Raw genomic sequence first — 23032 nt, 5'->3', positions numbered from 1 at the left:
CGACCTCGGGAGAAAAACATGGAACGCTGGCTGCTTCTCGGCTTCTTTATCGTCTATTTTTCATTGACCTTCGCCTGGCGCTCGTGGAGAGTCTGGCGCCAGACGGGCATCAACCCTTATGTGCTGCCCAGCGGGGACAGCCTTCAAGGTTTCTGTGCAAAGGCATTTCGTCTCGTGTTGTGCGCTACTGCGGTCTACGCGGCTGCCCAGGCCCTGATGCCGGGCATCGACGGCGTAATGGGCGAGATCAAACTGCTTGCAGCACCGCTCGCACGCCAGTTCGGCTGGGCTCTGCTGCTTATCTCACTGGTGCTGGTCAGTGTCGCACAAATACAAATGGGCACCTCATGGCGGATCGGCATCGATACGCAGCGGGATACCGGCCTGGTGTCCGGCGGGTTGTTTTCCTTTTCGCGCAATCCGATCTTCCTGGGCATGCGCATTAGCCTGCTTGGACTGTTGCTCGTCAGACCCAATGGATTGACGCTGGCACTCCTGACGACGGCCGATCTGCTGATGCAGTTGCAAGTCAGGCAGGAGGAGGAATTTCTTCTGCAACGACACGGCGCCGCATACGTCGATTACTGCGCGCGCACACCGCGATGGTTATAAAAAAAGCCGCACCTTCTGGTGCGGCTTTTTTGTTCTGCCATGTCAGTCGGGTAAACCGGTAAAGGTGCCCGCCGAATATCAGTGGAACTGCTCTTCTTCAGTCGAACCGGTCAGGGCTTTCACGGACGATGTACCGCCCTGGATCACGGTGGTCACTTCGTCGAAGTAGCCTGCGCCGACTTCCTGCTGGTGCGACACGAATGTGTAGCCCTTTTCGCGTGCTGCAAATTCCGGCTCCTGCACCATGTTGACGTAGTGCTTCATGCCTTCGCCGCGAGCGTAAGCGTGCGCGAACTGGAAGGTGTTGAACCAGTTGATGTGGATACCGGCCAGTGTGATGAACTGGTACTTGTAGCCCAGTTCGGACAGTTTTTCCTGGAATTCGGCGATCGACTTGTCGTCGAGATTCTTCTTCCAGTTGAACGACGGTGAGCAGTTGTAGGACAACAGCTTGCCTGGGCACTTAGCGTGGACTGCCTGCGCGAACTCACGGGCGAAGCCCAGGTCCGGCGTACCGGTTTCGCACCATACCAGGTCGGCGAACGGCGCATAGGCGACGCCGCGGCTGATTGCCTGCTCCAGGCCGTTCTTCACACGGTAGAAACCTTCGGCAGTACGCTCGCCGGTCAGGAACGGCTTGTCGTTTGCGTCATGGTCGGAAGTGATCAGGTTTGCAGCTTCTGCGTCGGTACGTGCCAGCACGATGGACGGAACGCCCATGACGTCGGCAGCGAAACGTGCAGCGGTCAGTTTCTCGACAGCTTCCTGTGTCGGAACCAATACCTTGCCGCCCATGTGGCCGCACTTTTTCACGGCAGCCAGCTGGTCTTCGAAGTGCACGCCGGCAGCGCCAGCAGCGATCATGTTCTTCATCAGTTCGAAAGCGTTCAATACGCCGCCGAAGCCTGCTTCCGCATCCGCCACGATCGGCAGGAAGAAGTCGACATAGCCTTCGTCGCCCGGATTGATGCCGCGGGACCACTGGATCTCGTCAGCACGCTTGAATGTGTTGTTGATGCGGCGAACCATGGTCGGCACGGAGTCGTATGCATACAGCGACTGGTCCGGGTACATGGTTTCGGAAGTGTTGCCGTCGGCGGCGACTTGCCAGCCAGACAGATAAACGGCTTCGAGGCCTGCTTTAGCCTGCTGCATTGCCTGGCCGGCTGTGATCGCGCCGAATGCGTTCACATAGCCCTTTTTCGCGCCGCCGTTGACTTTCGCCCACAGCTTCTCGGCGCCTTCCTTGGCGAGCGTGTATTCGATCTGCTTGGAGCCGCGCAGACGCACGACATCTTCCGCGGTGTAATTGCGCTTGACGCCTTTCCAGCGTGGGTTTTCGGCCCAGTCTTTTTCCAATGCCTGAATTTGCTGTTCGCGTGATGCCATGGTCATTCTCCTGTGATAACGCGGTAAAAAAAAAGAAAACTCTGTAGACGAATGATAGGCGCTTTTTTGCGGGGCAACAAGGTCTTATATAAGACATATAACTAAATATAAAGCTTTATTTTTCAAATACTTAAAAATGAATTTTTGCGATATGAAATCAAATTCCTTTCCGTGAAATAAATTCATGATGCTGTGCGTCGCGAAATTTCACAATGCAAAATATTTGATCCGGTTTATGAAAAGCCCTGGCAAAACGTCTTGAGACAATCCCCCTACAATGCGGTTCTCGTTATCAATCTGTCTGGTATGCATCAGGCATTAACAGGAGCGCAACATGAGTAATCGGGAAGAAACACTGGCTGCCTGGCAGGCACGGGAAGCAGAAGTCAGGGCATCATTGGGCGCCCCTGGCGTCGCATCCATCGACCAAATGAAGGCATCAAGCGGCATGGAATTCCTGCAGCGCATCTGGTCGGGAGAACTTCCGTCCGCCCCGATCGGACACACAATGAACTTCATACCGGTTGAAGGCGAACCCGGTCGCATCGTCTTCCAGGGCACGCCTGGACGCGAGCATTACAACCCGATCGGTTCCGTGCATGGCGGCTATTTCTGCACCCTGCTCGACTCGGCCGTGGGATGCGCGGTGCAATCAATGTTGCCGAAAGGCATGGGCTACACCACGGTTGAATTGAAAGTGAATCTGATTCGTGCAATGACCGACAAAACCGGCCCGGTCCGCGCGGAAGGAAAAGTGATCCAGGTCGGCAGCCGGGTCGGCATCGCGGAAGGCCGCATCATCGACGCGGACGGCAAGCTGTATGCGCATGCCACCACGACCTGCCTCGTTTTTCCCCTGCCCTGACGGATGGGGACAGGAAAAGGCATATCCGTCGATGCGTTTTCCTGTCGTGGTTCGAAGCCGACGCCGATCGGCTCAGCCTAATTTTTCTATCGCCACCAGCACGCCATCGGCATCCGCATAAATCCAGTTGCCCGGCCTGACGGTCACTCCTGCGATCATGATCGCGATATCACGGTCGCCGACGCCTTTCCTGATGCTGCGTTGCGGATGGGTCGCCAGTGCGCGCACGCCGATGTCGCAGGCGTCGAGCTCCTCCGAATCGCGGACACAGCCGTTGACGACGATGCCGGCCCAGCCGTTTTTCTCCGCCAGCACGCCGAGATTGCCCCCGACCAGTGCACAGCGGAGGCTGCCGCCGCCATCCACCACCAGGACCCGGCCCTCTCCGGGCGTTTCCAGGGCCGCTCGCACCAGCACGTTGTCTTCGAACACCTTGAGCGTTGCCGCAGGTCCGGAGAAGGCCTTGCGCTTGCCGAAATGCCTGAATACCGGCGGCAGTACCGCGAGCCCTCCGGACGCAAGCTTGTCTTCATTGCCGTCGCACAAATCGCAGGTCGAAAAACTCATTGAATCTCCTCGCAGTAAAGAAAAACGACATTGTATGCGAGTCGAAAACAATCAATTTCCCGCCACCGCGATCAAGCTCAAGCCGCCTGTGCTTTCACGCCCTTCTTCGCGGTGTTGGTGCCGACACTGATGGCAGTCAGGATCGCCAGTGTCTGGAATGCCCCGATGCAGATGAATACCCACGACGGATGGCCGCCGTCCATCAAAGCGCCGAAAAGCACCGGCGAGACGGCGAGACCGATGTCCAACCCCGAATACACCACGCCATAGACGCGGCCGGTGGCATTCTTTGGTGCGGCGGCGCGGATCAGCAGGTCGCGCGACGGGCCTGCGACGCCCGATCCGAAGCCGACCGCTCCCATCAGCAAAACCGCCACCAATGCCGGAACGATACCGGCCGCGATCAGGAGCGCGGTGACGCCGGAGGCGGCAAACGCGATGGCGATGGTGCGTTCATGGCGGGTGGTCTTCGACGCGATGAATCCGCCCCACACCATGCCGCCGGCCGACGCCAGCATATAGGCGGTAAAGCCGGCTGTCGCCAGGGGCAGCGACATGCCGTACAGGCTGCGCAAGCCGGCTGAGGAAAAGCTCTGGATGCCGCCGAGCGCCATGGCAGTGATGAAGAAGAATGCGAAGCACATCCACACCGCCGGTACGCGGACGAAATCGAATTGCTGTGCGCGGCCAGCATGCCTGGCCGCGGAATCCGCCACGGCGTTTGCGCCACCGGCTTTCAGCGCACTGTCCTGCAGCAGATCGCGGTGAACGTACAGCAGCGCCAGTACCGCCAGCGGCAGCAGGGACGCCGCCAGCAAGGCGGTTCGCCAGTCATATAACCCCGCGATGGTGGCCAGGAAGACCGGCGCCGCCGCCCAGCCGAGATTGCCGGATATGCCATGCACCGAGAAAGCATGACCCAGCCGCGGCTGGGAGACCCGCTGGTTGAGCAGGGTGAAATCGGCCGGGTGAAACACGCTGTTGCCTAATCCGGCAAGCATCGACCCTGCCAGCAGCATCGCATAATTGCCGGCCTGGGACAGCACGATGGCCGATAACGCAAGCAAGCCGATGCCGGCAAACAATACGGTGCGGGCGCCGATCCGGTCGACGACGAATCCTGCGAGCGCTTGCCCGATGCCGGAGACCACGAAGAACATCGTCATCAGGAAGCCGAGTTCGGCATACGACAGGCTGAATGCATCTTTCAGCCATGGGAAAAGCGGCGCCAGGATCAGGTGAAAAAAATGCGAGACGCCGTGTGCGATCCCGACCAGGGTAATCACCTGCGCATCCGAGCGAAATGACGAAGCGGCTGTCGACATGCTGTGCTTTCCGGAGAATTGATATAGGGAGTGTATGCAAGAACGAATCGTCTGTTTTAAGATAGCAGGACAACATTTATCGATTATTCGACAAGACATACGCCATATGCCGGTAAAACCCGTCACCCATACCCGTCCTTTATTGTCCGACATGGCTCCCACCCCGGCGCGCCCGGTGCGGCTGATCGCCCGCGACCTGGACGCATCGGAATTGCTGGCGGCACATTCCCATGCCTGGGGACAGGTCACCTACGCCATGGACGGCGTGGTCCGGGTCACCGTTGCCAGCAACACCTGGATCGTGCCGCCGATGCGGGCCATCTGGATTCCGCCGCGCGTCGTGCATGAAGTGGAAACGCTGGAAAAGGCCCGGCTGCGCGCACTCTATGTTCATGCCGATGTGCCGCTGTTCGAAGGCGGTGGATGCGAGGTCCTGGACGTATCGGCGTTGCTGCGGGAACTGATCGTGGCGCTGGCGCGGGTCGATCCGGGCGACAGCCGCGAAGCCAAGCTCGCCGCGCTGATCATCGATGAAGTAAGCCGGTCGGCGACCTTGCCGATCCGGGTTGCCCTGCCCGAGGACAAACGCCTCAAGGCGCTATGTGAAAAACTCATTGCCGATCCGGCCTCCCCGCTTACCCTTGATGACTGGGCGCGGCAGGCCGGCGCGTCGGGACGGACCCTGGCGCGGCTGTTTGAAAAGGAACTGGGAATGAGCTTCAGCCAGTGGCGCCAGCAGGTGCGGCTGGCGCACGCTGCGCCCCTCATCTCGCGCGGCTTGCCGCTGTCACGGGTGGCCGCCGAACTGGGTTACGCCAGTCAATCGGCGTTTTCCGCCATGTTCAAGAAGACCTTCGGACAATCGCCGTCGGCGTTTTTTGCACATAAAGAAGTCCGTTGACCGGACGCAGAAACAAAAACGCCGGCGAGGCCGCTTGTCACGGTCCCGCCGGCGCACTACTACCTTTTACCTTTTACTGCGTTACTTTTTCCGGAACACCAGCTCGCTGCCATCCACGGTTACGAGAATCTGGTCCTTCGGTCCGAAGGTGCCATCCAGGATGCGCTTCGACAGCGGGTTCTCCAGCTCCTGCTGAATGGCACGCTTCAAAGGACGCGCCCCGTACACCGGATCGAAGCCCGCCTCGGCGATCTTCTGCAATGCACGGTCGGACACTTCCATGCCGATATCCATCTTCGCCAGCCGCTGCTCCAGCACCTGAAGCTGAATCTTCGCGATCGCGCCGATGTTCTTTTCATCCAGCGCGTGGAACACCACGATCTCATCCACCCGGTTGATGAACTCCGGTCGGAAATGGTTCTTCACTTCCGCCATCACCGACAGCTTCACCAGTGCCGGATCGCTGCCCTCCATCGCCTGGATCTTGTGCGACCCGAGATTGGATGTCATCACGATCACCGTGTTCTTGAAGTCCACCGTGCGGCCCTGGCCATCGGTCATGCGGCCGTCATCCAGCACCTGCAGCAGGACGTTGAACACATCGGCATGCGCCTTCTCGATCTCGTCGAGCAGGATCACGCTGTAGGGCTTGCGCCGAACCGCTTCCGTCAGATAGCCGCCCTCCTCGTAACCGACATATCCCGGCGGCGCGCCGATCAGGCGCGCGACCGAATGCTTCTCCATGAATTCGCTCATGTCGATGCGGATCATCGATTCCTCGGTATCAAACAGGAAGGATGCCAGCGCCTTGCACAGCTCCGTCTTGCCCACGCCTGTCGGGCCGAGGAACATGAAGGAACCGTACGGCCGGTTCGGGTCGGCGAGTCCGGCACGGGAGCGGCGTATCGCATCCGACACCGCAACGATCGCTTCGTGCTGGCCGACGACCCGCTTGTGCAGCGCGTCTTCCATGTGCAGCAGCTTTTCGCGCTCGCCCTGCATCATCTTCGACACCGGGATGCCGGTCGCGCGGGACACCACTTCGGCGATCTCTTCCGCGCCTACCTGAGTCCGTAGTAGCTTCGGCCTGGCGGTAGCGGCGGCACTGTCGTCCTCCTTGTCCGCCTGCTTGAGCTGGGCTTCCAGCTGCGGCAACCTGCCGTACTGCAGTTCCGACATTTTCTGCCAGTCGCCCTTGCGCTTGGCTTCTTCCATCTGCAGCCGGACCTGCTCGATCTCTTCCTTGATCTGCTGGCTGCCCTGCACCGCCGACTTCTCGGCAGCCCAGACTTCCTCCAGATCGGCATATTCGCGTTCGAGCTTGGCGATTTCTTCCTCGATCAGGCCGAGACGCCGCTGCGACGCTTCGTCTTTTTCCTTCTTCACCGCTTCACGTTCGATCTTCAACTGGATCATGCGGCGGTCGAGCTTGTCCATCACCTCCGGCTTGGAGTCGATCTCGATCTTGATCTTCGAGGCAGCCTCGTCGATCAGGTCGATCGCCTTGTCCGGGAGGAAGCGATCGGTGATATACCGGTGCGACAACTCGGCGGCGGCGACGATGGCCGGGTCGGTGATGTCGACGCCATGGTGAACCTCGTATTTTTCCTGCAGCCCGCGCAGAATCGCGATGGTGGCTTCGACACTGGGCTCGTCCACCATGATCTTCTGGAAGCGGCGTTCGAGCGCGGCGTCCTTCTCAATGTACTTGCGGTATTCGTCGAGCGTGGTGGCGCCCAGGCAGTGCAATTCGCCGCGAGCGAGCGCGGGCTTGAGCATATTGCCCGCATCGATCGCACCTTCGGCCTTGCCGGCACCGACCATGGTATGAATTTCATCGATGAAGACAATAGTCTGGCCTTCGTCCTGCGCGATTTCCTTCAGCACGGCCTTCAGCCGTTCCTCGAACTCGCCGCGGTATTTCGCGCCTGCAAGCAAAGCGGCCATGTCGAGCGACAGGACGCGCTTCGATTTCAGACTGTCCGGCACTTCGCCGTTGATGATGCGCTGTGCAAGACCTTCGACAATGGCGGTTTTTCCGACGCCGGGTTCACCAATCAATACCGGATTGTTCTTGGTGCGCCGTTGCAACACCTGTATCGCGCGCCGGATTTCGTCGTCGCGGCCGATCACCGGGTCGAGCTTGCCCGAACGGGCGCGCTCGGTGAGGTCGAGGGTATATTTCTTGAGTGCTTCGCGCTGGCCTTCGGCGTCTTGCGACGACACGTTGCCGCCGCCGCGCACCGCGGTAATCGCTGCTTCGAGCGCTTTGCGGGTCAGCCCGTTGTCGCGAGCCAGACGGCCGGCTTCGGATTTGTCGTCGGTCAGCGCGAGCAGCACCATTTCGCTGGCGATGAACTGGTCGCCGCGCTTCTGCGCTTCCTTGTCCGCCAGGTTCAGCAATGCCACCGATTCGCGGCCGATCTGCACTTCGCCGCCGTTGCCGGTGACTTTCGGCAGCCGTTCGAGCGCATTCTTCAGCCCGCTGGAGAGTCCGCCCACATTCACGCCGGCGCGCTGCAGCAGCGAACGCGCTCCGCCGTCGTCCTGATTCAACAGGGCGATCAGGATATGCACCGGGTCGATGTATTGGTTATCATTGCCGACGGCCTGGCTCTGGGCGTCGGAAAGCGCTTCTTGTAATTTGGTTGTCAGTTTGTCGAGACGCATGGATCTATCTCCGTGTAAATCAATCTGACAACAAAATTGGGCCACAAGACCACTTTTCAAGAAAGGATTTTGATGCCGCTCATCCGGGCATCGAATTGCAATGGATTTACACCAAATTCAAGTCAGCTACCAGCCAAATGAAGATAGGCTGCTTTACCGGGCATCGTTCAAGGCTGACGACGGTGCGCTTCAAGAGATCCGCGCTTGGCTGACACGACGGATGTTGCGTGAGTTGTGGTCGGGCATCGTCACATCGCTCAAGGCCCAGATTAGATTGGACAAACCACTTGCAGCGCATGCCAGTGCCGAAATGGTGTCAATGGAACACCATGCCAGTGTTGCAGCAATGCAAGAAAACGGCAGCTTTGGCAATTCCTATGAATCAGCAGTACAGAAGTACCCTCTGGGAGAAACGCCGCTCCTTGTAACAACGGCAAGCTTCACGGCTAATCCCAACCAACCCTTGCGCATCAATCTCATTTCCGAGTCCGGCAAAGGCTTTGAGATCGCATTTTCATCGCCGATACTGCACGGCTTCTGCAAGCTTCTGATGGAGGCGGTAGAAAAGGCGGACTGGGATATGAATCTGGTTTTGCCCGGCGATGCATTGTTTCCCAAGTTGTCGGCGTCACTTAACTGATCGCGGAGGCGACAGCCCGGTACGTCGCAAAACCGGCGCAGCAAAGAGCAATGGAGCCGGCCAGATGCAGGGCGGAGTGAGCAAATGCCCATAGATAATCCCCGCGTTGCAGCAACGCCATGGACTCCGCTGAAAATGCGGAAAAAGTAGTGAGCCCACCGAGGAAACCGGTGATTGCGAAGAGCCGCCATTCGGGGGCAATACCGGGATGGGCTGCGAAAAAGCCAACCGCCAAGCCGATCAGATAGCCGCCGCCCAGATTGACGATCAGGGTGCCAACAGGAATATGGTGGTGGAGCATATTGCCCCAGATGCCAAGTCCCCATCGTACCCAGGCGCCGATCGCGGCACCGAGTCCGACCGCCAGCCAGCTCATGTACCGCTTCCGGCAACGGGCTTGCCGGTGCCGACGACGCTCCACTTTGCCATCGCCTCGTCGTCCGTGACGCGCGCATCGACCCAGCGGGCGCCTTCCGGCGTTTGTTCCTTTTTCCAGAACGGCGCGCTGGTCTTCAGATAATCCATGATGAATTCACAAGCGGCGAAGGCCTCGCCCCGATGGGCCGACGTCACCGCCACCAGAACGATCTGGTCCAGCGGCAGCAGCGGACCGATGCGGTGGATCACCAGCGCGTCGAAGATGTCCCAGCGGCTCTTCGCCAAAGTGACAATGTCTTCCAGCGCTTTTTCCGTCATGCCGGGGTAATGCTCCAGCTCCATCGCGGCGACGCTGGAGCCGTCGTTGATATCGCGCACTGTACCGGTGAAACAGACCACCGCGCCGATACGCGCGTCACCCGCGCGCAGTCGTGCGACTTCGGAACTGATATCGAAATCCTCGGTTTGGACGCGAATCGGCATCGTATTCCCCTCAATGGATCACTGCTCAGCCGCCGGTCACCGGCGGGAAGAATGCCACCTCGCAGCCGTCGGTAATGGATGTTTCCGGGCCGGTCATCTGCTGGTTGTATGCCATGCGCAGCGCACGGCCATCGGCCAGTACCTCCCGCCATGCACCGCCGCGCTCGCGCAGGAACGCCCGCACGTCACCGACTGTTTTCACCTGCTCCGGCACCACCAAGGTTTCCTGGCTGGTGCCGAGCGATTCGCGGACGCTGGCGAAGAAACGAAGTTGGATGTTCATTTTGTTGCCGGATACAAGAAAAATTGCATTATGCGTCAGGTAAGCAATGCGTCGAACGGGATGAATCGCACCATATCGCCTTGGGCAATCGCCTGGCCCGGAGGGTTATCGATCAGCCCGTCGCCCCATACGGTGGACGTCAGCACGCCCGAGCTTTGGTTGGGGAATAGGTCAAGGCCGCCATCGGCATTCATCCTGGCGCGCAGGAATTCATTGCGCCGGTCCGGCTTCGGCCAGGAGAAATCGGCGCGCATCATGAAAGTGCGCGGCGCGACCTGCTCCACGCCCTGCAAGCGCAGGATGAACGGCCGCACAAGCAAAAGAAACGTTACGAAGCTGGACACCGGATTCCCCGGAAGGCCGAGGAAATAGGCAGGTGCGGCGGCGCCGGCGCGGGGAATTTCGCCGAACGCGAGCGGCTTGCCGGGCTTGATGGCGATCTGCCACATGTTCAGCCGCCCTTCAGCCTCCACCGCCGGTTTGACATGATCCTCCTCGCCGACAGACACGCCGCCGGAAGTGACGATCAGATCATGGCCGGCGGCTGCTCGGCGCAATGTGTCGCGGGTCGCCTCGAGCGAGTCGGGAACGATGCCGTAGTCGGTAATCTCACAGCCCAGATTTTCCAGCAACGCCCGCAAGGTGAAACGATTGGAGTTGTAGATGGCGCCCGGTTTGAGGGTTTCACCCGGCATTGCAAGTTCATCGCCGGTGAAAAACACCGCGACACGCGGCCTGCGCAGAACAGGAAGTGTCGCGAGGCCGACCGAGGCAGCCAAGCCCAGTTCCTGTGAACGCAGCCGGGTGCCCGCCGGCAGGATGACGCTGCCGGCGCGAATGTCTTCGCCTGCACGACGGATCCATTCGCCCGGTTGCGGGGCGTGGTTCACGGTCACGCTGTCGCCATGGGTGACGCACACTTCCTGCATGACGACCGCATCGGCACCGTCAGGGATCATCGCGCCGGTGAAAATACGCGCTGCCGTGCCGGGCTGCAGAGGTTGGCCGACATGACCTGCGGGGATGCGCTGCGACACCGTCAGTACCGCATTACCCGCCGCGCAGTCGGCGGCGCGCACCGCGTAGCCGTCCATCTGGGTATTGTCGGCCGGCGGCACATCCAGCCGGGAGGTCTGTGCCTCGGCCAGGACGCGGCCGTTGGCGGCGAGCGTGGGAACGGTCTCGCGGTCCGCAATGATGCGCGCCGCTGGTAACAGCAAGCCGAGCGCCTCGGCAAGACTCAGCATCGGTTTCCTCTCTGTCATGCCGACTCCTTCAATGCAGCGGATGCAGCGTCACGCCAGCCCGGTGTGGGCGGCGATGAATGCCTTGACCTGGCCGACGTCCGCCGCCATGACTTCGAAGCGCTGCGGCAATGCCTCGATGTTTTCAAAGCCGGCCGGACGGTCGGCATCGCGGCCAAGGGCTTCACGGATCGTCTCGTTGAACTTCGCCGGCAAGGCGGTCTCCAGCACGATCATCGTTGTGCCGGGCGTCATATGTTCACGCGCCACCTTCACGCCGTCGGCGGTATGCGTGTCGATCGTGACGCCATATTTCTCGTGCACGTCGCGGATGGTATTCACCCGGTCCTGATGCACCGATTTGCCCGAGGCGAAACCGTATTGGGCAATCTTCCTGAATTCGTCGCCATCGCTGCCCGGTGCGCCGGACAGGTCGAACCCGCCATGCGTCTCCACCTTCCTGAACAGTGCGCGTACCCGGCCGGCGTCGCGGTCCAGCAGATCGTAGACGAAGCGCTCGAAATTCGAGGCTTTGCTGATATCCATGCTGGGGCTGGTGGTGTGATACGTCTCGGACGACTTGCGCACCCGGTAGACGCCGGTGCGGAAAAACTCGTCGAGCACATCATTCTCGTTGGTCGCCGCCACGAGCCGGTCGATCGGCACGCCCATCATGCGCGCAATGTGGCCGGCGCAGATGTTGCCGAAATTACCCGACGGAACGGTGAATGAGACCTTCTGGTCGTTGCTGGTGGTCGCGCTCAGGTAACCGCGTACGTAATAGACCACTTGCGCCACCACGCGCGCCCAGTTGATCGAATTCACCGTGCCGATTTTCTGCCGGGCCTTGAACTCCAAGTCGTTCGACACCGCCTTCACCATATCCTGGCAATCGTCGAACACGCCCTGCACCGCGATATTGAAAATATTTGGATCCTGCAGGCTGAACATTTGCGCGGTCTGGAAGGCGCTCATCTTTTTATGCGGCGACAGCATGAAAACCCGGATGCCTTTTTTGCCACGCATTGCGTATTCGGCGGCGCTGCCGGTATCGCCCGAGGTAGCGCCGAAGATATTCAGTTCCGCGTCCTGCCTGGCCAGGGTGTACTCGAACAGGTTGCCGAGCAGTTGCATCGCCATGTCCTTGAACGCCAGGGTGGGACCGTTGGACAGCGCCTGCAGCACCAGCTTGCCGCCGCCCTGCTCTTCCAGCACCCGCAGCGGCGTGATGTCGGCAGCCTTTTCGCCCTCGCGTGCATTGCAGTAGACGTCCGCGGTATAGGTCTTGTGCGCCAGTGCCCTGAGGTCCTGTTCGGGAATATCGGTGGCGAATTTCTTCAGCACTTCGAATGCAAGGTCGGCGTAGGACAGCTTGCGCCACGCATCCAGTTCGGCGCCGGAAATCTGCGGATAGACGGACGGGAGGTACAGCCCGCCATCGGGAGCAAGACCGCCGAGAAGAATCTGGGAAAACGACTGCGGTGCGGCCAGGCCGCGAGTGGACACGTATTGCATAAAAGGATCGATTGGGAATAGCGGCAAGGGCGACATTATACCCTCCGCCTGCCCGGCGGTCGCAGCTCAGCAGGCCGGGTGGTTGACGGAAATGACATGCACCGCGAGGCCGCCGAGCGAGGTTTCCTTGTACTTTTCCTGCATGTCGGCGCCAGTCTGACGCATCGTTTCGATCACCTGGTCAAGGCTGACGTGGTGCATGCCGTCGCCGCTCAGGGCCAGGGATGCGGCGGTGATCGCCTTGACGGCTCCCATTCCGTTGCGCTCGATGCAGGGAATTTGCACCAGGCCGCCGATCGGGTCGCAGGTCATCCCGAGATGATGTTCAATGCCGATTTCGGCCGCCGCTTCGATCTGGTCATTGGTGCCGCCGAGAGCGGCCGCGAGTCCGGCGGCCGCCATCGCACAGGCCACGCCGACCTCGCCCTGGCAGCCCACCTCCGCGCCGGATATGGAAGCATTGCGCTTGCAGAGCATGCCGACAGCCGATGCGGCCAGGAGAAAATCCCGGATCCCGTTGACCGGGTCAGCCGGCCGGCAATCGAGCGCGTAGTAGCGCAGCACTGCAGGGATGATTCCTGCGGCGCCATTGGTCGGGGCGGTGACGACCCGCCCACCCGCGGCGTTTTCTTCATTGACCGCCATGGCGTAAAGGCTGACCTTGTGAATCGCGTCATGCGGAAGGCCCGGCGCATCGTCCTGCGCCGTGCGCCAGAGCGCGGCTGCTCGACGCCTTACGTTCAGGCCGCCAGGGAGTTCTCCTTGCCTGCTCAGACCGCGCTCGATGCAGGCGTTCATGACCTCCCAGATGCGATCGAGACCCGCGTCCAGCGCATCGCCGGCTGCATGCGCGCATTCGTTGGCGCGCAGCATTCCGGCAATGCCGAGTCCCGTTCTCCTGCCATGGGCAAGCAGTCCGGCCATGTCGTCGAAAGGAAAAGGAAGATCGCGGGGCCCACCTGTGTCCGCGGTACCGGTTTCATCTTCCGCATGGATGAAGCCGCCGCCCGTGGAGTAAAAAACCCGTTGATGCGAGCTGCCATCCTGCCGTGTGAGGGTGAACCGCATGCCGTTGGGATGACCGGGCAGCGTCTGTTGCCGGTGCCAGATCAAGTCACGTTCAACGTCGAACGGCACCGGATAACGGCCAAGCAGGCGCACCGTCCTGCTGGCGGTGATTTCGGCCAGTTTCGGTTCGATGGTTTCCGGCTCGATCCTGTCCGGCAATTCCCCGGACATGCCAAGCAATATTGCCCTGTCCGTCGCGTGTCCGGCCCCTGTCAGCGCCAGCGAGCCGAACAACTCCGCCGTGACGGACCTGGCATCTGTGAGCGATGCGCATTCGTTCAGAAACCGCCGCGCCGCGAGCATCGGGCCAACGGTATGCGAACTGGAGGGACCAATGCCGACCTTGAACAGGTCGAATACACGCATATCCATGAACGGATCCTTGCGGTTCAGTGACGGCTACGCCACGCGATGCAGCTTTCCGGCGGCCGGGGAAAGGTTCCGCAGCATGTCGGCCACCAGGGCATCGAGGCCGGTGGCCGCATGCCAGCCCCAATCGGCGCGGGCATGGGTGTCGTCCAGGCTGTGCGGCCACGTATCGGCGATTGCCTGCCTGTCGTCAGGCGCATAATCGACCTCGAATCCCGCCACGCGCGATGTGATGGCGCGTACCAGCTCAGCCGGACTAAAGCTCAAGCCCGCGATGTTGTAGGACGACCGGACCCGGATATTTTCGGACGGCGCTTCCATCAACTCGATGGTGGCGCGGATCGCATCGGGCATGTAGATCATCGGCAAAATGGTATCCGCCCTCAGATAACAGACATAGCGCTCGCCTCGTCTGGCGGCGACCAGCATGGCAATCGCATAGTCGGTCGTACCGCCGCCCGGAGGGGATTTGTAGCTGATGATGCCGGGATAGCGGATGCTGCGTACATCGACTCCGAACTTGCTGAAGTAATACTCGCAGAGACGCTCGCCCGCCTGCTTGCTGATGCCGTAGATGGTCGTCGGGTCCATCACCGCAAGCTGCGGCGTATCGACGGCGGGTGTGTGCGGACCGAAGGCGGCGATCGATGACGGCCAGAACACCTTGAGCGGCTTGCCAGCCTGACGCCGTTCGCGGGCGATCTCCAGGATATTGAGCAAGCCGTTCATGTTCAGCGTCCACGCCTTCAATGGCGCCTGCTCGCCGGTGACCGACAGCAGCGCCGCAAGCTGATACACCTGCGTGATGTCGTACTGCTCGATGACCTGTGCGACATGTCCTGCATCCAGCACGTCGAGGCATTCGTAGGATGGCGCACCGAACAGGCTGTTCGGGCTGATGTCCGCCGCGATGACGTTGGCCTGCCCGTACCTGCCTGCAAGGGCATCGAACAATTCGCTGCCGATCTGGCCATTCGCACCGATGATGAGGATTTTTTCCATTGCCCTCTCCTATTTTGCAAGCAGGCCTAGTTCGTCACCCGCCTGCCTGAATGCCGCCAATGCGCTATCCAATTGTTCGCGGGTATGCGCGGCGGACAACTGCACACGCACGCGCGCCTGCCCCATCGGCACCACCGGATAAAAGAATCCGCTCACCAGCACGCCAAGCGCGTACAGTTTTTGCGCGAAGCGCTGGGCCAGGGGGGCGTCGAAAAGCATCACCGGAACCACCGGATGCGTGCCGGGCTTGATGGTGAAGCCGAGTTCCGTAACCGCAGCGCGGAAATAGCGGGTGTTGTCATGCAACCGGTCCCGCAGTTCGCTCGATGACGACAGGCGTTCCAGCACCGACAACGACGCGCCGGCGATCGCAGGCGCGAGTGAATTGGAAAACAGGTAGGGTCGTGATTTTTGGCGCAGGGTCTCGATCACTTCGCGGCGTGCCGCGGTAAAACCACCCATCGCACCGCCGAGCGCCTTGCCGAGCGTACCGGTGATGATGTCGATGCGCCCCATCACGCGGTGATGTTCATGCGTGCCCCGTCCGTTCGGCCCCATGAAGCCGGATGCGTGCGACTCGTCGATCATCACCAGGGCGTCGTACCGGTACGCCAGATCGCAGATCCGGTCGAGTTGGGCAATCGTTCCGTCCATCGAAAATACGCCGTCCGTCACGATCAGCCTATGACGCTTGCCGGCCGCCGCCTGCAACTGCGTTTCGAGATCGTTCATATCATTGTGCTGATAACGGTAACGGGCCGCCTTGCACAGTCGTATGCCGTCGATGATCGATGCATGGTTAAGTGCATCGGAAATGATGGCGTCTTCCTCGTCGAAGAGCGGCTCGAACAAGCCGCCATTCGCGTCGAAGGCCGCGGCGTACAGGATGCTGTCTTCCATGCCTAGAAATTCGGCAAGTGCGCGTTCGAGTTGCTTGTGAACGGTCTGGGTGCCACAGATAAACCGAACTGACGATAAGCCATAACCATACCGCTCGATTGCGCGGATTGCGGCATGCGCAAGCTGGCTGTCGCCCGACAGGCCGAGATAGTTGTTTGCACAAAGATTGATGAGCGTCCTGCCGTCGTCGGATTGCACCGTGGCGCCCTGTGGGGAAGCAATGACCCGCTCAAGCTTGAACAGCCCGTTTTCCCGCAAATTTTGCAGATCGCCGGCAAGTCGATGGTGAAACTCTGCTGCCGCATCGCGTTTTTCCATAGCAACATCCTTTTGGATTTAAGTTGAAACGGCCAACCGGGGTGGTTTCGCGTTGGCTGCTTCTGCTAGGATACGTTCAATATAATTAATCAAATCCTCAAAATTTCACTATATCGAACTTGCTTTCAATATATTGAATACTATTCGCCCCCGATCGAGTTTGCAAGGACAAAAATGAAAGCATCGCCCCCCAGTGCGCCCCCCGACGTTGGCGCGACTCTGCTGCAGATCCGTCAGAAACGTGGTTTGACACTGGAAGACTTGTCCCGTGCCGCAGGCGTGTCGAAATCCATGCTGTCCCAGATTGAACGCGAGAAAGCGAATCCGACGATTGCGGTTGCCTGGCGACTCGCCAATGCGCTTGGCATCGGCATTCAGGAATTACTTGCCGGGGAAGCCAGGGAGGAGGAGACGGTGAGAATTGTCGAGCCCCATGAGACGCCGACATTGCCGGGAACCCACTCCGGCTATGTCTTGCGCATCCTTGGGCCGATGGAACTTGCGGGGAAATATGAATGGTATGAACTGACACTGGCGCCGGACGGTGCCCTGATCTCGAATTCACATGATCCGGGCACCATGGAACACCTGACCGTCACGCACGGCAGTCTGGAACTGGAAGTGGCAGGTATCAAGAAGAAATTGAAGAGCGGCGCAACCGCGCGGTACCAGGCGGATCGCGATCATGCGATCCGCAATACTGGGAAGACAGAAGCAAAAGGCTTACTGGTGGTCATCCACCGATGATATGGATCGATGACCACCGACATGTAAAGCGGCTCTGATCAGGCCAGCTGCTCGAGGCGGATCCTGGTTACCTTGCTGACCACGGTCGACAGCGCCTCGATCTTGCCAATTGCGGCATTGACATGCTTTTCACGTGCCTGGTGCGTCAGCATGATGATGTCGGTCTGGGTTTCGCCCTCGGCCGGTTCCTTCTGCAGCATCGCGTCAATGGAAATCGACGAATCTGCGAGGATGCGGGTGATATCGGCCAACACGCCAGGCTGATCGGCCACCTGCATGCGCAGGTAATAGCTGGTCACTACTTCCGCCATCGGCACAATCGGAATATCCGTCATCGCATGTGGCTGAAATGCCAGATGCGGCACCCGGTGTTCCGGATCGGCGGTCGCCAGGCGGGTGATGTCCACCAAGTCGGCGATGACGGCGGATGCAGTCGGTTCCGAACCAGCCCCTTTGCCGTAATACAAGGTCGCACCTACTGCATCGCCCTGCACCAGCACCGCATTCATCGCCCCTTCGACATTGGCGATCAAGCGCTTGGCAGGAATCAGCGTCGGATGGACCCGCAATTCAATGCCGGCCTGGCCGTTGACTTCGGTGCGCTTGGCAATGCCAAGCAATTTGATGCGGTAGCCGAGCTGCTCGGCATACTGGATATCGGTCGACTGCAGGCTGGTGATGCCTTCCACGTGCGCCTTGTCGAACTGCACCGGAATACCGAAAGCAATCGCCGACATGATGGTCGCCTTGTGCGCCGCGTCCACGCCTTCGATGTCGAAGGTCGGATCTGCTTCCGCATAGCCGAGACGCTGCGCTTCTTTCAGGACCACGCTGAAATCCAGTCCCTTGTCCCGCATCTCGGACAGGATGAAGTTGGTGGTGCCATTGATGATGCCGGCAATCCACTGGACCCGGTTCGCAGTTAAACCTTCGCGTAACGCCTTGATGATCGGAATGCCGCCGGCGACCGCCGCTTCAAACGCCACCATGACGCCTTTTTCCTGCGCAGCCTTGAAAATTTCGTTGCCGTGGGTTGCCAGCAATGCCTTATTGGCTGTCACCACATGCTTACCGTTGGCAATCGCCTTCATCACCAGATCCTTGGCAATGCCGTAGCCGCCGATGAGCTCGATCACGATATCGACATCCGGGCTGTTCACCACCAGATTGGCGTCGTTGACCACTTCGCATTCGCCGTTCGTCAGTTCCTTGGCGCGCGCGGTGTTCAGATCGGCGACCATCGTAATGACGATGCCGCGACCGGCGCGGCGCATGATTTCCTCCTGGTTGCGTTTCAGTACGTTGAACGTGCCGGATCCGACAGTGCCGATCCCGAGTAAGCCTACTTTGATGGGTTTCATATGGTCTGGAAAGTTGATTGCTTTGATTGGCAGATGCCGCGCGTCACATAATACGGTGCCTACGCCGCCTTGCTGTAACGCCTGCGATAGCCGTCGAGGAAGCGCGCGATGCGCCCGAATGCCTCGGTAAGGTCGTCGGAATTGGGAAGGAAAACCACACGGAAGTGATCGGGCGACATCCAGTTGAATCCGGTGCCTTGCACGATCAGCACCTTTTCCTCGGCCAGCAGCTCATAAGCAAATTGCTGGTCATCCGCGATCGGATACATGTTGGGGTCAAGTTTCGGAAACATGTACAGCGCCGACTTCGGTTTGACACAGGTTACACCAGGAATGTCCGTCAGCAGCTTGTGCGCGAGATCGCGCTGTTTAAGCAACCTGCCGCCGGGCCCGACCAGATCGTTGATGCTCTGGTAGCCACCCAACGCGGTCTGGATCGCATACTGGCCTGGGGCATTCGCGCACAGCCGCATCGAGGCCAGCATGTTCAGCCCCTCGATGTAATCCTTCGCGTGCTTCTTCTCGCCCGACACCACCATCCAGCCTGCCCGATAACCACAAGAACGGTAATTTTTCGACAGGCCGTTCAACGTCAGGAAGAGCACATCGTCCGCCAATGATGCGATCGAGGTATGCGTGGCGCCGTCGTACAAGGTCTTGTCGTAGATTTCGTCGGCAAACACGATCAGCTGGTGCTTGCGAGCAAGGTCAACGATTTCCCGCAACAGTTCGACCGGATACAGTGCGCCGGTCGGGTTATTTGGATTGATGACGACGATGGCTTTGGTATTCGGGGTAATCTTCCTCTTGATGTCTTCGATATCCGGAAACCAGTCTGCCGCTTCGTCGCAGACGTAGTGCACCGGCTTGCCGCCTGACAAACTGACCGCGGCGGTCCACAGAGGATAGTCCGGTGCCGGCACCAGCACTTCGTCGCCGGTGTTGAGCAAGGCATTCATGCCCATCACGATCAGTTCGGATGCGCCGTTACCGATGTAAATGTCGTCAATCGTGACCCCGGCGATATGCTTTTCCTGGGTGTAGTGCATGATCGCCTTGCGCGGCGCAAACATGCCCTTGGAGTCCGTATAACCGGAGGCATTGGACATGTTGATGATCATGTCGTGCACGATCTCGTCCGGCGCATCGAAGCCGAAGACGGCAAGATTGCCGATATTCAGCTTGATGATCTTGTGCCCCTCTTCCTCCATCTGCTTGGCCTTTTCCAGCACCGGCCCGCGGATGTCGTAGCAGACGTCTGCCAGTTTTTTTGATTTCTGAATCGGTCGCACGTGTGCAATCCCTTATCGTCGATGGAATACTTGGGGATGCAATGCTGCACCGCCAAAAGGGGTTCATTTTGCCGAAAGCAACCCGTTTTATCAATGCATAGTGTCCTTGCAAGCCATTGAAAGCGCTACAATGCGGCATCTTTTTCGCTTCATTGCAGGAATTTCAAGCCCGTCCCCCTGTCGTATCAGACATAGAACATCGCCTTCCGGCCATGCGGCGAAACCAATCTCTTGCGTGCTCGGCACCATTTTTGCCATGAAACTGCATACCACTTCAACCCAGCATTATCAAACCGTGACGGCCTATGACCAAGGCGGCGTGGAAATCAATGCCATCCGTTTTGAATACAGCCTGCTGGTCATGCCGGAAACCGCACCGGTTGCCTGGCCACCCATGTCGTTCGAAACACTTACCATCGACGATTTCAAGCAGATCGATGCAGCCATGCCCGAGGTGGTCATACTGGGCACCGGCGATCGCCAGCGCTTCGTGCATCCTAAACTCACCGCCCCCCTTACCTCGCGCAGGGTCGGCGTGGAATGCATGGACAATCAGGCGGCATGCCGGACGTATAACATCCTGATGGCGGAAGGCCGCAAAGTCGCGCTTGCATTGATCTTTGAACGCTCTTTGGCCGCCTGAATAGCACCGTTGGAATTCGAATCCACATAGAATAGCCAAATTACTATTTGCCGCCGCGCGACAGGGCAAGAAAAACTACAATGGATCAGGAGAATAACTTGGCAGATCGTTCACTGGCACTGAATAGTGCCGTCCCGGAATTTTCGGGTCCCATGACCGGCGACCATACTTTCAAGCTTTCGGACTATCTCGGCAAAAAGTTGGTCCTGTATTTTTATCCCAAGGACAATACGCCTGGATGCACCACGGAGAGTTTGCGGTTTCGGGACTTGTATTCCGAGTTCCAATCCGCAAATACGGAGATAATCGGCATCAGCCGCGACAGCATTCGTTCCCATGACGGATTCAAGTCCAAGCTGGAATTGCCCTTCCAGCTGATTTCAGACCCCGATGAGGAGTTATGCAATTTGTTTGATGTCATGAATATGAAAAACATGTATGGCAAGCAAGTTCGCGGCGTCGAACGGTCGACATTTATCATTGACGGGTCCGGCAAATTGGTGAAAGAATGGCGTGGAGTGAAAGTGCCTGGGCATGTCGATGAAGTGCTTGAATTTGTGAAGGCTTTGCCGTAGTTGCATAACCCATTGAACATAGAAATCCATTCGTTGAAAAAAGCCGTTCGTGGAAAGGGTATAGCACCCTCCAGAACGGCTTTTTTATTTTTAAGGCCTGCCTTTCTGCGTTTCGATCCATCCCTCCTATTGTTTTCCACAACTTTTCATCCCTGTTTCACCCCGTTGGTAATCTCAAGTTGTACATCCCGAAATTTTTCATATTGAGGTCCTGATGCCACTGCCCAAAATACCGACCAAACCCGCTGTACTGCTCTCACCTAGCGAATATCCCAAGGCAGAAAAAGGCAAGTCCGTCAAACCCGTCATGAGCCTTGTCGAATCGGCTCCACAAGAAGCAGAAGTTGCGCCGAAAGCGCGCGCCAAGACAAGCGAAAAAGCCATTGCCACGAAACAGCGCGCCGCGCCGAAGTCTGTGGATAGCGTGATCAAGTCAAACACCAGCCGCGTCGCCGACAAGATGGGCGTTACCAAGCTGTTTGTGCTCGATACCAATGTGCTCATGCACGATCCCACTTCCCTGTTCCGCTTCGAAGAGCATGATGTCTATCTGCCGATGATGACGCTCGAAGAACTGGACAACCATAAAAAGGGCATGTCCGAGGTCGCACGAAATGCGCGGCAGGTTTCCCGTTCGCTCGACGCCCTGGTCGCGGACGTAGGTGAAAACGATATCGAGGACGGCATCCTGTTGTCAAAGCTCGGCAACAAGGATGCGAAAGGCCGCCTGTTTTTCCAAACCAAGCTGCAGAACACTACGTTGCCGGAAGGCCTGCCGGTCGGCAAGGCGGACAATCAGATTCTTGGCGTAGTGCGGGCACTGGGCGAGCAGTTTCCGGGACGTCCGATCGTTCTGGTGTCGAAAGACATCAATATGCGCATCAAGGCACGCGCAATGGGCCTGCCTGCCGAAGAGTATTTCAATGACCATGTCCTTGAAGACACCGACCTGCTGTATTCGGGCATTCTGCAATTGCCCGATGATTTCTGGAACCGGCACGGAAAAGGCATGGAGTCCTGGCAGGAGAACAAGAACGGTACAGGCTATACCTTCTACCGATTGACTGGACCGACAGTACCCTCGTTCCTCGTGAATCAGTTCGTTCACCTGGAACCCAATAACGGCGAAGCGCCCTTCTATGGCCAGGTCAAGCAGATCAACGGCAAGACAGCAGTCTTGCAAACGCTGCGCGACTATACGCATGCCAAGAATAGCGTTTGGGGAATCACCGCACGTAACCGCGAGCAAAATTTTGCGCTGAACCTGTTGATGAATCCTGAATGCGATTTCGTCACATTGCTGGGGCAGGCAGGCACTGGCAAGACATTGCTTGCCTTGGCCGCGGGCCTGGCGCAGGTCTTGGAAACCAAGCTGTATAACGAAATCATCGTTACACGCGTGACCGTACCTGTCGGCGAGGACATCGGCTTCCTGCCCGGCACTGAAGAGGAGAAGATGTCTCCGTGGATGGGCGCCTTCGACGACAATCTGGAAGTACTCAATAAATCCGATACCGACGGTGGCGAATGGGGACGTGCGGCGACGCAGGACCTGATCCGCTCCCGCATCAAGATCAAGTCGCTCAACTTCATGCGCGGCCGGACCTTCGTCAACAAGTTTCTGATCATCGACGAGGCGCAAAACCTGACGCCGAAACAGATCAAAACACTGGTGACGCGTGCAGGCCCCGGAACGAAGATCATCTGTCTCGGCAATATTGCCCAGATCGATACGCCCTATCTGACAGAAGGCTCGAGCGGCCTGACTTATGTGGTCGACCGATTCAAAGGCTGGTCACATAGCGGACATGTCACGTTGGCACGCGGTGAACGCTCACGTTTGGCCGATCATGCCAGCGAAGTGCTTTGACGGGAAAGAAACCGC

At 58.9% G+C, this 23032-nt stretch carries 22 protein-coding genes; 8 read left to right on the top strand and 14 right to left on the bottom strand.

All coding sequences use genetic code 11. The annotated features are described in order from the left end of the window. Window positions 1-18: 18 nt before the first annotated feature. Complete coding sequence (locus VGU61_RS21245; RefSeq protein ID WP_326861307.1) at window positions 19-612, top strand: isoprenylcysteine carboxylmethyltransferase family protein; 594 nt, start codon at window positions 19-21, stop codon at window positions 610-612. A gap of 78 nt (window positions 613-690) precedes the next feature. Here the strand turns inward: VGU61_RS21245 and aceA are convergent, their stop codons facing one another. Further along, complete coding sequence (gene aceA, locus VGU61_RS21240; protein ID WP_326861306.1) at window positions 691-2007, bottom strand: isocitrate lyase; 1317 nt, start codon at window positions 2005-2007, stop codon at window positions 691-693. A 328-nt stretch (window positions 2008-2335) separates the two neighbouring features. On the opposite strand from aceA, the gene VGU61_RS21235 reads away from it, so the two are divergent. Next, window positions 2336-2866 carry a PaaI family thioesterase gene (locus VGU61_RS21235; RefSeq protein WP_326861305.1) on the top strand — a complete coding sequence of 177 codons (531 nt, stop codon included), beginning with the start codon at window positions 2336-2338 and terminating at the stop codon, window positions 2864-2866. 72 nt (window positions 2867-2938) lie between these two features. Here VGU61_RS21235 and rraA read toward each other — a convergent pair whose 3' ends face one another. After that, window positions 2939-3433: a ribonuclease E activity regulator RraA gene (gene rraA / locus VGU61_RS21230; RefSeq protein ID WP_326861304.1), complete on the bottom strand. Its 495-nt coding sequence runs from the start codon at window positions 3431-3433 to the stop codon at window positions 2939-2941. A gap of 77 nt (window positions 3434-3510) precedes the next feature. Next, window positions 3511-4758 carry an MFS transporter gene (locus tag VGU61_RS21225; protein ID WP_326861303.1) on the bottom strand — a complete coding sequence of 416 codons (1248 nt, stop codon included), beginning with the start codon at window positions 4756-4758 and terminating at the stop codon, window positions 3511-3513. Window positions 4759-4864: 106 nt separating this feature from the next. Here VGU61_RS21225 and VGU61_RS21220 point away from each other — a divergent pair, with 106 nt between their 5' ends. Then, window positions 4865-5659 carry a helix-turn-helix transcriptional regulator gene (locus VGU61_RS21220; protein WP_326861302.1) on the top strand — a complete coding sequence of 265 codons (795 nt, stop codon included), beginning with the start codon at window positions 4865-4867 and terminating at the stop codon, window positions 5657-5659. 81 nt (window positions 5660-5740) lie between these two features. Here VGU61_RS21220 and clpB read toward each other — a convergent pair whose 3' ends face one another. After that, window positions 5741-8329: an ATP-dependent chaperone ClpB gene (gene clpB, locus VGU61_RS21215; protein ID WP_326861301.1), complete on the bottom strand. Its 2589-nt coding sequence runs from the start codon at window positions 8327-8329 to the stop codon at window positions 5741-5743. A gap of 100 nt (window positions 8330-8429) precedes the next feature. Between clpB and VGU61_RS21210 the strand changes: the two genes are divergently transcribed. Then, window positions 8430-8969, top strand: a complete 540-nt coding sequence (locus tag VGU61_RS21210) for a hypothetical protein (protein ID WP_326861300.1) — start codon at window positions 8430-8432, stop codon at window positions 8967-8969. Here VGU61_RS21210 and crcB read toward each other — a convergent pair. The 8 genes from crcB to kbl all read right to left on the bottom strand — a co-directional run bounded on the left by crcB (window position 8962) and on the right by kbl (window position 16529). Then, complete coding sequence (crcB, locus tag VGU61_RS21205; RefSeq protein WP_326861299.1) at window positions 8962-9345, bottom strand: fluoride efflux transporter CrcB; 384 nt, start codon at window positions 9343-9345, stop codon at window positions 8962-8964. The genes VGU61_RS21210 and crcB overlap by 8 nt on opposite strands. Further along, entirely contained in the window at window positions 9342-9830 is a 489-nt protein-coding gene (gene moaE / locus VGU61_RS21200; protein ID WP_326861297.1) for a molybdopterin synthase catalytic subunit MoaE, read from the bottom strand. Before moaE ends, crcB begins: the two co-directional genes overlap by 4 nt. A gap of 25 nt (window positions 9831-9855) precedes the next feature. After that, window positions 9856-10113, bottom strand: a complete 258-nt coding sequence (moaD, locus tag VGU61_RS21195) for a molybdopterin converting factor subunit 1 (protein ID WP_326861296.1) — start codon at window positions 10111-10113, stop codon at window positions 9856-9858. Window positions 10114-10148: 35 nt separating this feature from the next. Further along, on the bottom strand, window positions 10149-11360 hold the full coding sequence (gene glp, locus VGU61_RS21190; RefSeq protein WP_414691680.1) for a gephyrin-like molybdotransferase Glp: 1212 nt from the start codon (window positions 11358-11360) through the stop codon (window positions 10149-10151). A 48-nt stretch (window positions 11361-11408) separates the two neighbouring features. Further along, complete coding sequence (gene thrC / locus VGU61_RS21185; RefSeq protein ID WP_326861294.1) at window positions 11409-12872, bottom strand: threonine synthase; 1464 nt, start codon at window positions 12870-12872, stop codon at window positions 11409-11411. A gap of 66 nt (window positions 12873-12938) precedes the next feature. Then, complete coding sequence (locus VGU61_RS21180) at window positions 12939-14312, bottom strand: L-serine ammonia-lyase (RefSeq protein WP_326861293.1); 1374 nt, start codon at window positions 14310-14312, stop codon at window positions 12939-12941. A gap of 27 nt (window positions 14313-14339) precedes the next feature. Continuing rightward, on the bottom strand, window positions 14340-15311 hold the full coding sequence (locus VGU61_RS21175; RefSeq protein ID WP_326861292.1) for an NAD-dependent epimerase/dehydratase family protein: 972 nt from the start codon (window positions 15309-15311) through the stop codon (window positions 14340-14342). Window positions 15312-15320: 9 nt separating this feature from the next. Then, window positions 15321-16529 (bottom strand): glycine C-acetyltransferase, encoded by a 1209-nt coding sequence (kbl, locus tag VGU61_RS21170; protein WP_326861291.1) that lies wholly within the window; start codon window positions 16527-16529, stop codon window positions 15321-15323. A gap of 174 nt (window positions 16530-16703) precedes the next feature. Here kbl and VGU61_RS21165 point away from each other — a divergent pair, with 174 nt between their 5' ends. Then, the gene (locus VGU61_RS21165; protein WP_326861290.1) at window positions 16704-17276 is read left to right on the top strand and encodes an XRE family transcriptional regulator; all 573 of its coding nucleotides are present in this window, start codon (window positions 16704-16706) and stop codon (window positions 17274-17276) included. Window positions 17277-17314: 38 nt separating this feature from the next. Here the strand turns inward: VGU61_RS21165 and VGU61_RS21160 are convergent, their stop codons facing one another. Next, on the bottom strand, window positions 17315-18637 hold the full coding sequence (locus tag VGU61_RS21160; protein WP_326861289.1) for a homoserine dehydrogenase: 1323 nt from the start codon (window positions 18635-18637) through the stop codon (window positions 17315-17317). Window positions 18638-18696: 59 nt separating this feature from the next. After that, window positions 18697-19929 (bottom strand): pyridoxal phosphate-dependent aminotransferase, encoded by a 1233-nt coding sequence (locus VGU61_RS21155; protein WP_326861288.1) that lies wholly within the window; start codon window positions 19927-19929, stop codon window positions 18697-18699. A 256-nt stretch (window positions 19930-20185) separates the two neighbouring features. Here VGU61_RS21155 and VGU61_RS21150 point away from each other — a divergent pair, with 256 nt between their 5' ends. The 3 genes from VGU61_RS21150 to VGU61_RS21140 all read left to right on the top strand — a co-directional run bounded on the left by VGU61_RS21150 (window position 20186) and on the right by VGU61_RS21140 (window position 23017). Then, the gene (locus VGU61_RS21150; RefSeq protein ID WP_326861339.1) at window positions 20186-20572 is read left to right on the top strand and encodes an Mth938-like domain-containing protein; all 387 of its coding nucleotides are present in this window, start codon (window positions 20186-20188) and stop codon (window positions 20570-20572) included. A 98-nt stretch (window positions 20573-20670) separates the two neighbouring features. Next, window positions 20671-21147, top strand: coding sequence for a peroxiredoxin (locus tag VGU61_RS21145; RefSeq protein ID WP_414691674.1), 477 nt, complete (start codon window positions 20671-20673; stop codon window positions 21145-21147). Between the two features lie 214 nt (window positions 21148-21361). Further along, entirely contained in the window at window positions 21362-23017 is a 1656-nt protein-coding gene (locus VGU61_RS21140) for a PhoH family protein (protein WP_326861286.1), read from the top strand. Window positions 23018-23032: the final 15 nt, after the last annotated feature.

It is taken from the genome of Noviherbaspirillum sp., from assembly GCF_035944575.1.
GTDB lineage: Bacteria > Pseudomonadota > Gammaproteobacteria > Burkholderiales > Burkholderiaceae_D > Noviherbaspirillum.
This window is presented reverse-complemented; position numbering and strand designations above follow the sequence as displayed.

What these genes read in the sequence shown, in the direction of transcription:
- moaD (WP_326861296.1), bottom strand. Translation starts at nt 10,113, where the DNA reads ATGAACATCCAACTTCGTTTCTTCGCCAGCGTCCGCGAATCGCTCGGC.
- VGU61_RS21140 (WP_326861286.1), top strand. Translation starts at nt 21,362, where the DNA reads ATGCCACTGCCCAAAATACCGACCAAACCCGCTGTACTGCTCTCACCT.
- VGU61_RS21150 (WP_326861339.1), top strand. Translation starts at nt 20,186, where the DNA reads ATGAAACTGCATACCACTTCAACCCAGCATTATCAAACCGTGACGGCC.
- moaE (WP_326861297.1), bottom strand. Translation starts at nt 9,830, where the DNA reads ATGCCGATTCGCGTCCAAACCGAGGATTTCGATATCAGTTCCGAAGTC.
- VGU61_RS21235 (WP_326861305.1), top strand. Translation starts at nt 2,336, where the DNA reads ATGAGTAATCGGGAAGAAACACTGGCTGCCTGGCAGGCACGGGAAGCA.
- VGU61_RS21210 (WP_326861300.1), top strand. Translation starts at nt 8,430, where the DNA reads ATGGATTTACACCAAATTCAAGTCAGCTACCAGCCAAATGAAGATAGG.
- kbl (WP_326861291.1), bottom strand. Translation starts at nt 16,529, where the DNA reads ATGGAAAAACGCGATGCGGCAGCAGAGTTTCACCATCGACTTGCCGGC.
- VGU61_RS21245 (WP_326861307.1), top strand. Translation starts at nt 19, where the DNA reads ATGGAACGCTGGCTGCTTCTCGGCTTCTTTATCGTCTATTTTTCATTG.
- VGU61_RS21220 (WP_326861302.1), top strand. Translation starts at nt 4,865, where the DNA reads ATGCCGGTAAAACCCGTCACCCATACCCGTCCTTTATTGTCCGACATG.
- thrC (WP_326861294.1), bottom strand. Translation starts at nt 12,872, where the DNA reads ATGCAATACGTGTCCACTCGCGGCCTGGCCGCACCGCAGTCGTTTTCC.
- VGU61_RS21175 (WP_326861292.1), bottom strand. Translation starts at nt 15,311, where the DNA reads ATGGAAAAAATCCTCATCATCGGTGCGAATGGCCAGATCGGCAGCGAA.
- aceA (WP_326861306.1), bottom strand. Translation starts at nt 2,007, where the DNA reads ATGACCATGGCATCACGCGAACAGCAAATTCAGGCATTGGAAAAAGAC.
- VGU61_RS21225 (WP_326861303.1), bottom strand. Translation starts at nt 4,758, where the DNA reads ATGTCGACAGCCGCTTCGTCATTTCGCTCGGATGCGCAGGTGATTACC.
- clpB (WP_326861301.1), bottom strand. Translation starts at nt 8,329, where the DNA reads ATGCGTCTCGACAAACTGACAACCAAATTACAAGAAGCGCTTTCCGAC.
- VGU61_RS21160 (WP_326861289.1), bottom strand. Translation starts at nt 18,637, where the DNA reads ATGAAACCCATCAAAGTAGGCTTACTCGGGATCGGCACTGTCGGATCC.
- glp (WP_414691680.1), bottom strand. Translation starts at nt 11,360, where the DNA reads ATGCTGAGTCTTGCCGAGGCGCTCGGCTTGCTGTTACCAGCGGCGCGC.
- rraA (WP_326861304.1), bottom strand. Translation starts at nt 3,433, where the DNA reads ATGAGTTTTTCGACCTGCGATTTGTGCGACGGCAATGAAGACAAGCTT.
- VGU61_RS21165 (WP_326861290.1), top strand. Translation starts at nt 16,704, where the DNA reads ATGAAAGCATCGCCCCCCAGTGCGCCCCCCGACGTTGGCGCGACTCTG.
- crcB (WP_326861299.1), bottom strand. Translation starts at nt 9,345, where the DNA reads ATGAGCTGGCTGGCGGTCGGACTCGGTGCCGCGATCGGCGCCTGGGTA.
- VGU61_RS21180 (WP_326861293.1), bottom strand. Translation starts at nt 14,312, where the DNA reads ATGGATATGCGTGTATTCGACCTGTTCAAGGTCGGCATTGGTCCCTCC.